This window comes from Shewanella sp. WXL01, from assembly GCF_012263345.1.
In the GTDB taxonomy this organism is placed as follows: Bacteria; Pseudomonadota; Gammaproteobacteria; order Enterobacterales; family Shewanellaceae; genus Shewanella; species Shewanella maritima.
In genome coordinates this window covers 100257-111883 of the sequence record NZ_JAAIKQ010000002.1, presented here as the reverse complement: position 1 = coordinate 111883, position 11627 = coordinate 100257, and the positions used below count along the sequence as shown (strand labels likewise).

At 41.5% G+C, this 11627-nt stretch carries 11 protein-coding genes; all 11 read right to left on the bottom strand.

Annotated elements, in window-relative coordinates; translation table 11 throughout:
- Positions 1-7: 7 nt before the first annotated feature.
- Positions 8-1108, bottom strand: a complete 1101-nt coding sequence (gene rfbB / locus G3R49_RS05735) for a dTDP-glucose 4,6-dehydratase (RefSeq protein WP_167868985.1) — start codon at positions 1106-1108, stop codon at positions 8-10.
- 73 nt (positions 1109-1181) lie between these two features.
- On the bottom strand, positions 1182-2075 hold the full coding sequence (gene rfbD, locus G3R49_RS05730) for a dTDP-4-dehydrorhamnose reductase (RefSeq protein ID WP_167869389.1): 894 nt from the start codon (positions 2073-2075) through the stop codon (positions 1182-1184).
- A gap of 4 nt (positions 2076-2079) precedes the next feature.
- Positions 2080-2631, bottom strand: coding sequence for a dTDP-4-dehydrorhamnose 3,5-epimerase (rfbC, locus tag G3R49_RS05725; protein WP_167868984.1), 552 nt, complete (start codon positions 2629-2631; stop codon positions 2080-2082).
- Positions 2618-3526, bottom strand: a complete 909-nt coding sequence (gene rfbA / locus G3R49_RS05720) for a glucose-1-phosphate thymidylyltransferase RfbA (protein ID WP_167868983.1) — start codon at positions 3524-3526, stop codon at positions 2618-2620. Before rfbA ends, rfbC begins: the two co-directional genes overlap by 14 nt.
- A 98-nt stretch (positions 3527-3624) precedes the next feature.
- Positions 3625-5103 (bottom strand): lipopolysaccharide biosynthesis protein, encoded by a 1479-nt coding sequence (locus tag G3R49_RS05715; protein ID WP_167868982.1) that lies wholly within the window; start codon positions 5101-5103, stop codon positions 3625-3627.
- A 3-nt stretch (positions 5104-5106) separates the two neighbouring features.
- A complete protein-coding gene (locus tag G3R49_RS05710; RefSeq protein WP_167868981.1) occupies positions 5107-5757 on the bottom strand; it encodes an ABC transporter ATP-binding protein in 651 nt (216 codons plus the stop codon).
- 4 nt (positions 5758-5761) lie between these two features.
- Positions 5762-6547: an ABC transporter permease gene (locus tag G3R49_RS05705; RefSeq protein ID WP_167868980.1), complete on the bottom strand. Its 786-nt coding sequence runs from the start codon at positions 6545-6547 to the stop codon at positions 5762-5764.
- Between the two features lies 1 nt (position 6548).
- Positions 6549-8273, bottom strand: coding sequence for a polysaccharide biosynthesis/export family protein (locus tag G3R49_RS05700; protein ID WP_167868979.1), 1725 nt, complete (start codon positions 8271-8273; stop codon positions 6549-6551).
- 24 nt (positions 8274-8297) lie between these two features.
- A complete protein-coding gene (locus tag G3R49_RS05695) occupies positions 8298-8678 on the bottom strand; it encodes a DVU3141 family protein (RefSeq protein WP_167868978.1) in 381 nt (126 codons plus the stop codon).
- A 3-nt stretch (positions 8679-8681) separates the two neighbouring features.
- Complete coding sequence (gene wecA / locus G3R49_RS05690) at positions 8682-9725, bottom strand: UDP-N-acetylglucosamine--undecaprenyl-phosphate N-acetylglucosaminephosphotransferase (protein WP_167868977.1); 1044 nt, start codon at positions 9723-9725, stop codon at positions 8682-8684.
- Positions 9726-10103: 378 nt separating this feature from the next.
- On the bottom strand, positions 10104-10658 hold the full coding sequence (locus tag G3R49_RS05685; protein ID WP_167868976.1) for a DUF4136 domain-containing protein: 555 nt from the start codon (positions 10656-10658) through the stop codon (positions 10104-10106).
- Positions 10659-11627: the final 969 nt, after the last annotated feature.

Sequence of the window (11627 nt, the reverse complement as noted above, 5' to 3'; positions counted from 1 at the left end):
CTTCCGATTAAGTATTACCTTGATAGCTTCCATCAAGTATTTGCTGCCACCATAAAGTATTTTCTAAAAACCAATCTAACGTTTTGTCAAAACCAGTTTCGAATGTATGCTCAGGTTCAAAGCCAAGTTCATCCTGCACTTTTTGAGCATCAATTGCATATCGTCTGTCATGCCCTGCTCTATCAGTAACATAGGAGATTAGATTTTCACTACTTCCTTTAATTGCTTCTAGTGCGTTAGGGAATTTATGAGCAAGACTAGGATTGTGGCTAAACCGAGCGTTAACTCTATCACAAATTAGTTTTACAATATCGATATTTGCCCATTCATTATTACCACCAATATTATAGGTTTCTCCAACATCGCCTTTATCAAGAACAAGCTCAATAGCTCGAGCATGGTCTTCTACAAATAACCAATCACGGATCTGTAAACCGTCTCCGTATATAGGCAATGCTTTATTTTGCAAAATATTGGTAATCACCAGTGGAATTAACTTTTCAGGAAAGTGAAACGGACCATAATTATTGGAACAATTAGATGTCGTCACTTCAAGACCATACGTATGATGGTAAGCCCTAACAAGGTGATCAGACGCAGCCTTTGAGGCTGAATAGGGTGAGTTAGGCTCGTAAGCATGCTTCTCAGTAAAACCAGGTGCCTCTTTTTTTAACGAACCATATACTTCATCAGTGCTCACGTGATGAAAACGGTGTGACTTAACTGGGTTGCCATTTTGCTGTGGTACATCGATCCAGATTTTTTTTGCTGCTTTGAGCAAACTATGTGTACCTAAAATATTGGTTTCGATAAAGGCATCAGGCCCGAAAATTGAGCGATCAACGTGAGACTCAGCAGCAAAATGCACTATGGTATTAATCTGATGATCTAATATTAACTGTTCCACTAAGTTGGTATCGTTAATGTCACCTTTAACAAAGATAAAATTATCACAGTCGATATGACTCAAATTATTGAGGTTGCCAGCATAGGTTAACGCGTCTAAAACAATGAGTTTATCTTGCGGATTTTTACGTAGCCAATAGTGTACAAAGTTACTTCCAATAAACCCTGCGCCACCTGTGACAAGTATATTTCTCTTTTCCATTAATTATTTTCTTAACCTGATTTTGACTTAGTTTGCTTTAACCTTAATTTACGTTTAGCCTGCTGACTATTAACTATTGTTCGGTATATTCATCCAGCATGCAATCAAGCTGTTGTCGCCAATGTATGGTCTTAAACCCAGTCAAGCGTTCTGTTTCTGTCTTGTCCAGCACGCTATAACTAGGCCTTTTAGCTGGCAAAGGATACTGATTCGCAGTAATTGGGTTAATAAGGGTCGCCTGCTTCAGAATCCCTTTTTCTATGCCTAAATCCCTTATTGCGACAGCAAAATCATACCAAGAAGCTATTCCTGCATCAGTCCAATGATATGTAGTTGGCTTTGCTACAAGTGATTGGCGTTCGCTCTCGCCATACTTTGAAGCTATTTGCCAAATAAACTGAGCCAAACCATTAGCCCAGGTTGGCGTACCTATTTGATCACATATCACGCTTAACTCAGGCTTATTTTGCATCAACGAAAGCATGGTTTTTACAAAGTTATTCCCACTACAGGAATAAACCCAAGCTGTGCGAATCACAACAGCATCCTCAAGCACATTGGTAATAGCCCGCTCACCTCGCAGTTTTGATGCACCATAAACGTTGATAGGATTTGGCGCATCATCAACAAGATAAGGCATCGCCTTTTTACCATCAAATACAAAGTCTGTTGAAACATGTATCAAGCTGCAACCAGCAACCTTACATGCATGAGCTAAGTGTTCACTGCCCAAATAATTTACATCAAAAGCCCGTTGCTGATTGTCTTCAGCTTTATCTACCGCAGTATAAGCGGCTGCATTAATTACAATGGCAGGTTTAACAGCAGCAATTGAACGTTCAACAGACTCTGCATCAACAATATCGAGCTCGTGGGACGACAAAGCAACTACGTCGAATTTGTTAGGGAATACTTTAATTAGCTCGGTTGCTAATTGCCCGCCTTTACCGGTAATTAGAACTTTAATAGTGTCAGTCATCGAATTTTGGTGCATTGGTAAAACTAATCCCGGCTAAATCTTTACCTGATAACTGAACTGGTAAGTTATCTAAAATCGGCCAATCAATGGCAACATCGGGGTCATCCCAGCTAATCGATACTTCAGCATTAGGGTTATAAGTATCTGTACATTTATACGCAAACTCTGCCGTCTCACTTAACACATAAAAACCATGCGCAAAACCTTCTGGTATCCATAGCTGTCGCTTGTTTGTGTCAGATAAATTAACTCCAACCCATTTACCAAAAGTTTTAGAATTTATTCGCAAATCGACTGCTACATCAAACACTTCACCTTGTGTGACCCGAACAAGTTTTCCTTGGGTATTTTGAGTCTGGTAATGTAGGCCCCTTAGCACCCCTTTTGTCGACTTACTATGGTTTTCCTGAACAAACTCAGTTTGGCCACAATTAAGCGCAAACAAATCCGCCCTAAAGGTTTCCATAAAAAAACCTCGTTCATCGCCAAAAACGACAGGCTCAATTACTTTTACATCTTCAATTTCTGTATCAATAAACTTCATTTTTTGCAGCGCTAAAGTAAGATTGTTCTAATACATCTAACAAGTACTGACCGTAGCCAGACTTTTGTAATGGTTGTGCTAAGCGTCTTAGCTGCTCGCTATCGATATAGCCCATTCGATAGACAATTTCTTCAGGGCAACTAATTTTTAACCCTTGCCTTTTTTCAATAGAGCGAACAAAGTTGGCCGCGTCTAACAGGTCGTCAAGCGTACCAGTATCAAGCCAAGCAGTGCCTCGCCCCATGATTTCTACATCTAATTCCCCGCGCTCGAGATACAAATGAATTAAATCCGTTATTTCTAGCTCCCCCCTAGAGGAAGGGGTAACTGTCTTCGCTAATTCAACAACCTTATTGTCGAAGAAGTAAACGCCGGGGATTGCGTAGTTTGATTTAGGTTTGCTGGGTTTTTCTTCTACCGATACCGCTTTACCAGAGCCATCAAAATCAACCACACCATAGGCTTGTGGGTTAGATACATGGTAGCCAAACACTGTTGCGCCTGAACTTTTTTGAGCGACGCGCTGCAAAGAGCTGGACAAGTCATGGCCATAGAACAAGTTGTCACCAAGAATTAGTGCCGCTGGGGCTCCTTGTAGAAATTCTTCAGCCAAAATAAATGCTTGAGCTAAACCATCGGGACTTGGTTGCACCGTATATTCAATGCTGATCCCCCAATGAGAGCCGTCGCCTAACAGCCGTTGAAAGCGGTGAAGCTCTTCTGGCGTAACAATCAACAAAAACTCTTTTACACCTGCCAGCAGTAGGGTCGATATAGGGTAATAAATCATCGGCTTGTCATATACAGACATGAGCTGTTTACTAACTACTTGCGTTAATGGGTACAAGCGCGTTCCCGTCCCCCCAGCAAGGATAATACCTTTACAAGATGGCAAGCGACTTATTGGGCTTAAGTTATTAATAATTACACCTAAAAATAATCTGTTATGCTATTTCTATTGGCCGACAAAACTAACGGAACTCCATTCATGGACTAATTAAGTTCCCTCGCAGTCGCGAGTACGATCTTACCAACGGTGAACAACATTATTAGTATCACCGCAAATAACGTGAGGTTATAAATAATCTGCGGATACTGGTAATCTTCAGGAGTCGTAGCCGACTCCACTACAATTAAATACTTTAATTGTCGGTACGCTTCGATTCTCGATTTTTCAAGTGAGACCTCTGAAGACGTGTATGCTTGCAACGCTAACTCAAGCTCAATTTTGTAATCTGAGTAGTTCGCTAAAACTTGGCTAATGGCTTTGGGCTCGCCAGAATAATTTCCTTCAACGACTGCAGTTTCATTCTGTGCTAGAGACAATCGTTGCCTTTCAGTAGCTAGCTGCTTTTCAAGAGCGTCCAACTCAGCTTGCAATACCATAACCTGTGGAGCCTGGTCCGTCATAATTGACTTCAATGCTTTAAGCTCCGCTCGTTTTTGAGCAACTTCAGCCTCCATACCATAAGCAATTTGCTGCAATGCTATGCCTTCGGCTTCGGGATCTAATAAATTGTTGTTTTGCTGGAAACCAATCAACTGCTTCTTTGCATCATGTAATCGGTTTTCAACCTTGCTGTGCTCTTGTCGGATAAACTTTAGTTGAGCTTCTGCTAGCTGATGGCCTATTGAATTAATGTACCACTCGGCTCTATCAATAATTTGAACCGTCAACTGGTGAGCATACTCCGGAGAAAATCCCTGAGAAAAAACACTAATCACGCCAGATTTGTCATCAATAGTGACTATTGTGCGTTTCAAGTAATACTCGTAAAACTCTTCCTTAGTGGCATCAGAGGCAAGTCTTGAGAAAAAGTCGACATTGCCAGAGGTGTAATGCTCAAACAACCCAAGTTCAGAATTTATGTGATTTAACATGTCTTCTGAGTTGATGTACGCTTTCACCAATTCCGAATCAGTGCCGCCTGCATTACTCACCCCCAATCCTGTTAACAATGCCATCGAAGCATCCATCGTTGCCATACTATCAGGTTGCTGAACGATTAGCTGAGCACGACTTTCATAGCGCGGACTAGACCAAATGATTTGATGAAACGCAAACAATAAGAAGGGAGCAACTACAAAAATAAACCAAGGCTGCTTAACTACTTGCCTAGCCTTATCTTGCTGCTCAGTTTCTCCTAACAGAAGTGCGAATTTTGCTAACAATGACCTTGCGCGAGGTTCACCGCCAGAATTTGATTCACCTTCATCATACTCAGACTCAACTTCGTCAGCTTTAATTTCTCTTTGAATTGTCTTAATCGCGGCTAACACTTGCTCTTCATTCTCTGGTGCCAAAAACTTCGCGCGCCACAACACTCGCCTTGCAAGATAAATATCTTCACCTTTAAGGTCATTTGCTAGATTTAATAATTCTTGCCAACTATTCCAAACTTTTGCATCTTGCTGTTTTTCAAGCTGTTCGAATTTTTGTTCTGTTAAATCACTAATTTCTTTTGAGCTCATAGTTTATAGCGCCTGATAATTTGCAATACCCTCTTCGAGGTCATCGTAAAACGTGAGTTGCCCTTGATTTAAAACTAGAGCGCTATCACAAAAGTGTCGCAATTCATTCATCTCATGGCTGACCATAATTACGTTAGCTTGCTTACTCTTTTCGGTAAGAGCATCCTTAGTGCGTTTTCGAAACTTCACATCACCCACAGAGGTTACTTCATCAATTAAATAGACATCGAAATCAATCGCTATTGAACATGCAAATGCAAGACGAGACCTCATGCCACTAGAGTATGTTCGAACAGGTAACAGGTATCTTTCCCCTAACTGCGCAAACTCCCTAACCTTGTCCTCAAACTCATCTAAATTGGCTACGCCGTTAATGGTACCGATGAAACGCGTATTCTCTTGCCCTGTCATCTGCGGGTGTATTCCGGTTGCCAGTGCAACTGGCCAAGACAAGTTTAAATCAGTAATCACTCGCCCTTTATTTGGATACTCACTGCCTGCAAGGATCCTAAATAACGTGGACTTACCTGCACCATTGCGACCTAAAATAGCAATGTTATGCCCGCCAGGAATAACAAAAGACAAATCCTTAAAAACGTATTGGTTTCCAAGTTTTGAAGGATAGAATTTCGTTAGATTATCAATAACAATCAATTGACTACCTGCTTATAGCTTGTTTCCAGCTAGCGAAGTAACTGCAGCAAGCCAAAAATACCGTTGTTAGCGTACACATTGCCAAGAACAGTTGACTTACACCCTCTAACCCATAACTGGTATATGCCCCATACCTAGTAAGCTCAATTGCATGAGCAATAGGATTCCAATTTAAATATGGCCAGTATTCCCTAGGAACATCTTGAAGTGAGAAGAATACGCACGAGATAAAAAATAAAGGCCGCGACAGTAAACTTAAAACCTTTTGCATCTCTTCTACATAGCAAGCCATGATTGCAAAAGTGCACCCAATTGACATAGCAATTAGCCACAACATTAAGATATTGCTAAGCATTAGTAACGGGTTATCAAATCGCAATTCAATCCCCATCAGGAACATCAGCAGGGCAATCACTAACATAGCAACCAATTTCACCAACAACTGAAACACACCTGAAGCGATAATCCCACTTATTGGTTGAACTTGTCTGAACGCGTATAGAGCCTTGTTCTTCTTAATTGCATTAGACGTATTATTTAGCACTTCAAGAAACAGCTGGATCATCAGCAAGCCTAGTGCCATGAAGGTAAATCCAGGCATACTATGGGTTTCAGGGCCTGAAATTAATGAACGGCCGTAGGCAAGCGCAAAAATGAATACAACAGGGTTAATTACCGCCCAGGCTAATCCAAACTTGTCGTTAAATCCGGTTCTAATTTCTCTTACAAAAAGCGCAAAAACAACATCTTTCCAGACCTGCCAATTATTGCGCTTTATTAACGTCGTCATATTATTTGATCGCGTTAGCCGCTACAGCAATTTGGTAGATAATTTGCGTGATGTCTTTAACATTTTGCATGATCTTTGCGTCAACTTTCGGTAGGACTAGGATCTGGTCTCCAGGCTTAAGCGCGCCTGTTGCGTTTAATCTAACCATACCATTTGGATTGATCACCATAATCTGCTCATAGTTAGCTCGCTCACTATATCCACCAGCCCACGCAATGTAATCTTCTACAGTTGCATTTTCGTTGTACACCAAGGCCTGCGGCATCATCACTTCGCCACCAACCTGAACAAGGTCGCTTTTGGCAGGGATATGGACAATGTCTCCCTGCTCAAGCAAAACGTTGGCTATTTTGCCGTTTTCTGCAATAACTACCTTACCTAGTGGTACAATTTTTCTCGCACGCTCAGTAAATTGCAGAATCATTTGCCCTTCTTGCAACCTGATACTTGCTTCACCATCTGAAGACGCTGGTGCAGTAAATACACTTCGCTCAAGTCGCTCTAAAGACTGATCGATAAGCTCCTTTTGCTTTTGAGCAACACTCTTACGTTGGATATAAACAGATTGAAAATCAGCTAAGTTAGGGTCTACTTCAATATGTGCTAAAAGATCATACAGACGAGTATCTTTTTTGACTGCGAAATACGATGGACCTAAATAGCTGCCGGCAACCTGAATGTCGAAGATTTGTGCTCTGATATCATCGTTAAAAAACACGCGGTCACCGTCTTTTAGCTGAAACTGCGCAAACTCGGCGAAAGGTACATAGATTGAAAATGGGCCGTCAGCTCTATCGCCAACAACACCTACATGGCTTACCTTGGCGTATGGACGCGCAATTTTAATTAGATCAGTACCTATCGACTCGTCTTTATCAAGCTCAAATCGAAATGGGTTTCTTACTGACCCTGTCACCAAAATAGTCGCCTGCTGACGTTCAACTAAAATGACATCGCCGTCTTTAAAATTAAATCGAGGTAAATAACCACCTAATACGAAGTCATATAAATCAATCTCTTTAATCACTTCGTTGTTTCTTAGCACCTTGACAGAGCGATAACTACCTCGTTCTGAGTCTATACCTCCAGCACGTTTCAAATAATACAGTACACTGTCAGAAGCTACCCCAGCATATTGCCCAGGCCGAATAACACTTCCAGTGATATAGACACTCACAGGAGTTGCTGTAAGTAGATTTACATAGATGCTCACACTGGACTTGTAGACTTGTTTAATACGCTCGGTAACCACTTGGTTGAGCTGGCTAGCTTTGACATTGGCCACATTTATTGGGCCGACATTGGTAATAAACAGGTTCGACTGATTATCAACCGTTAGTACCTCTGATTGATTCACTGCCCCCCAAAGCCAAACAGACACTTTATCGCCTGGTGCAACTACGTAATCATCGTTTAAGCCGTCAGAGCGTTCACTCTCATACCCACCAGCGAATAAGTTGGCACCAAATGGCGGCGGCAATCCTTCTTCTGCGGCAGGAAGTAACTCTTGCGCACTAGCCTCACCTGGCAACAAAACACCTGAACGACTAGTCTTATTAAACGTACCCTGCTGTAAGCTAGAATTAGAAATGTTTTGGTTATTGTTACCCAAAGATTGAAGTTGGCTTAGGCTTTGAGGTTGCTCATCAACAGCGACCGCATTTGAGCTCACAATGCAGCCTAACAATAGTGAAATAGCGCCTGCAACGTTCAGTAATTTTGTCATAGTGATAAATCTATCAGTTTATTGTTATTGTTCCGCAAAGACAGGTTGCGATTCTCGGTCAATAATTTGTGGCACGATATACCATGCAGCGTTTGTATCTTTGCAAACGACTAGTTGCTCGCTCATCGATGCTGCTTTACTTACATTTAAGTTTCGACAGCTCATCCCTAACGCAGAGAAGTAGTGTTGACCAACTGAAATCACATTGTTGTTGTGGACTATCTCTGTACCCGATGATGCATGATTTAAGTCTGCCCAATACTGCTGTGGTACTTGTCGATAAAGGGAAATATCTGGAGCTTGTTCAACCAAGCCCACTTTAGGCTCAACAATAGGTGGAGACATCGAGCATCCCGCCATTAGCAATACACCAACAATACTTACTAGATTACATCTAAATTTCATCTGTTAACTCTTCTTGCGAAGCCAAGTCAAAATTGTCCAAATATTCTGTAATGCCCAATTATACATGGCAAATACAATTAAAAACGTGAAAAACATTATCCACTCAGGTACTTGCTCAACTTCTGACCAACAACCTATTACCGCGAAAAACACGCTCATCAGACTGATGATGCACAAGGTTTGCTTACGTGAATACCCTGCTCTTTCAAAAATATGGTGCAAATGCTCTCGGTCGGCTTTAAACGGCGAGACTCCTCGCTTTACTCTTCTAATCATAATCGCCGCCATATCCATCAATGGAATCGCGATTAAGTATAGGGCTGTTACAGGCCTTAGATACTGTTGTTCTGACTGAACGCCAATCACCATAAGCCAAACTATGGTCAGCCCAATAAGCATGTTACCGGAATCACCCATAAACACTTTAGATAATGACCGGTGCAACCCGAGGTTAAACATTAGGTAAGCTGCAAGTGCCGCAATGAATAAAATAGGCAATAAAAAGAGTTCATTTGCGCTATCAGCGAATAAATAAGCTAGAGAGCAAAAAGTAATAATGCTAGTCGAGCCAGCTAGCCCATCAATACCGTCAATCATATTGAATGCATTAATTCCTGCAATAATCCCTACCACTGTAACTAGCGCGCCTATGAACCCAAGTTGTATTTCAAACATCCCAAAAAGGTTGCCTAAGCTAGTTAAGTGTATTTCAGTACCAAATATGATTAGCGAACTTACAATAACTTGAGATACGAGTCTGACTCTAACACTCAAGTCGTAACGATCATCTAATGTACCTAAGAATAGAATTAGCGCAGAAGCGATCAGATACAGATTTAAATGGCGGCTATTGTCGATAAACAGCATTGATGCGGTAAGAATTGAGATAAATATCCCAAAACCTCCGACTAGGGGTACTTCGCCTACATGTATTTTTCTAGCGTTTGGAGAGTCTACTAAGCCAGTTCGAATGGCAATGGGTTTACAGAGTCGAATTGTGGTGAACGCAATGATAAAGCTACTCAAAAGGGGAATAAAATAATCCATACTTGTCCTTAAGTTTTCCTTTGCAGTGATTCAGTTTTTACCGGTCGCTATTATGAGTATCTAAAACCTGTCCTTTACAAACACTTCCTATGCTTGTAGCTGTGTAACATCAACGCAATACGATGCAATATCAATCACTTTCTAGGGCAGAGCTAGTGTAACAGCAAAAGTATACCTCATTTGAGTAAATATGTATGAAGTTTTTTAGAATAATCTAACTACCTGTTTGTACTAGCTTGAGCTTATTTCCCCAATCAAAAGTAACCCCAAAATTAACGACGGATTAAGTCCACTAAACATATACTTAGGTAACATAAAAAGAGCTGCTTTAATAAGCAGCTCTCAAACACTATCTAGGTTACTCAGCTCATCGGATGATTAGCTTTCTGGCTTAGGAGGAAAGTTTAACATCACTTTGTTGATCGCTTCATTGATCAGCTGCTCTCGTTCTTCAGGTGTGCTCTTGTTTTTGATGGTGTCAGCAACTGTACCACGCCATACTAGTTTGTCAGTTTTATTATCAACTAAGTCGATAATCAATGTGCCTACCTCGTACTCGCGCACGGTTGTGTGGCTTTGCATGCTGCCACCGTAACCCCAACCACGGTAGTAATATGGGTTATAACCATAGTTCGTATGGAAGGTGTCTACGTTAATCTTCTTGTCTACTTTGGTTAAGTAGTTAACTAATAAGTCTGCAGATTCAGCGTCGACTTGTTTTAGCCCTTTTGCCGTCATTTCGTTATTTACCGCATTGCGAACACGTTGGTCCATTAGCCCATCAAGGTGGTACTGGCTATCTGATTTCTTTTCAATCCAGGCAAAGCTCTTGTATTGGTCAAATGACACACCCGGATCGAAGTCAGAGTTAGTTTTTAACGAGCTACACGCAGAAAGTGCAGCGATGGCGATAAAGGCAAATAATTTTTTCATGTGTTGCTCCAACAACAGGTTGATTCTCTTTAGCTTATCTGCGCAGTATGGCAAGTCAAGCATAGTTAATGTATTTACATTCAGCGCTACAACGATGTGTAGGCTCACTTAAATTCTTTCACATAACCACATGTAGAAGATTTTGAATGCGACTTAGCTCGACTATAGCTTGAGCTGATAAACAACTCGGGTGGCATACAAGCTTGGGTTGACAGAAAGTTCGGCACCAATTTGCTCAGCTAAAGGTTTCTTTCAGCTTTAAGAGTAACTTAATTATATCTTAGCTAGCTGAACCTTAGCTGACTGCTACACAATCTAGTTGCTACTCACCACTTTTTTATTTTTCAACGTTGTAATATGGCTTTGATCCGAGTACTAGTTAACGTAATGGATAGTGATTGACGGGCAAGATTCCCGCCCAAAAGCGTTACGGGAATGACGTGTAGGTTGTAGATAGGGATGACTGATTGGTTACGTTTTGGGAATGAACGCCGGATTGTACTCGAGATGCAGCTTCCCCTTATACGTAACCCTCGGGTGTTTATCTCCTTATGTCACCCTCGAGGTGCTGTTAATCGAGGGTCTTATACTGGCCGCTAGATTTGATTCCCGCTCAAAGGCATTGCGGGAATGACGTGTGGGTTTAGTTGTAGGAATGACAGGTTGTTGGTTTCTGGAACGACATGTGGGCTCATGCTCCTCCATTAAACTACAATCGAAATGCTTGCTCCACCATGTGTCACCCTCGAAATGCTTTTAATCGAGGGTCTTATAGTGGCAGCTGGATTTGATTCCCGCTCAAAAGCGTTGCGGGAATGACGTATAGGCTGTAGCTAGGGATGACTGGTTGATTTCGTTTTGGGAATGGCCGTTGCATTGTACTCAAGATGCTACTCTCTAATGTGTCACCCTCGAGTGTTTTTAATCGAGGGTCTTATGTCGGTAGCAGGAATGACATGTAGGTTAGGT

Bases quoted from the DNA above. Each gene is read 5' to 3' on its own strand.
- G3R49_RS05705 (WP_167868980.1), bottom strand. From the start codon at position 6,547: ATGACGACGTTAATAAAGCGCAATAATTGGCAGGTCTGGAAAGATGTT.
- rfbC (WP_167868984.1), bottom strand. From the start codon at position 2,631: ATGAAGTTTATTGATACAGAAATTGAAGATGTAAAAGTAATTGAGCCT.
- G3R49_RS05685 (WP_167868976.1), bottom strand. From the start codon at position 10,658: ATGAAAAAATTATTTGCCTTTATCGCCATCGCTGCACTTTCTGCGTGT.
- G3R49_RS05715 (WP_167868982.1), bottom strand. From the start codon at position 5,103: ATGAGCTCAAAAGAAATTAGTGATTTAACAGAACAAAAATTCGAACAG.
- rfbB (WP_167868985.1), bottom strand. From the start codon at position 1,108: ATGGAAAAGAGAAATATACTTGTCACAGGTGGCGCAGGGTTTATTGGA.
- G3R49_RS05700 (WP_167868979.1), bottom strand. From the start codon at position 8,273: ATGACAAAATTACTGAACGTTGCAGGCGCTATTTCACTATTGTTAGGC.
- wecA (WP_167868977.1), bottom strand. From the start codon at position 9,725: ATGGATTATTTTATTCCCCTTTTGAGTAGCTTTATCATTGCGTTCACC.
- G3R49_RS05695 (WP_167868978.1), bottom strand. From the start codon at position 8,678: ATGAAATTTAGATGTAATCTAGTAAGTATTGTTGGTGTATTGCTAATG.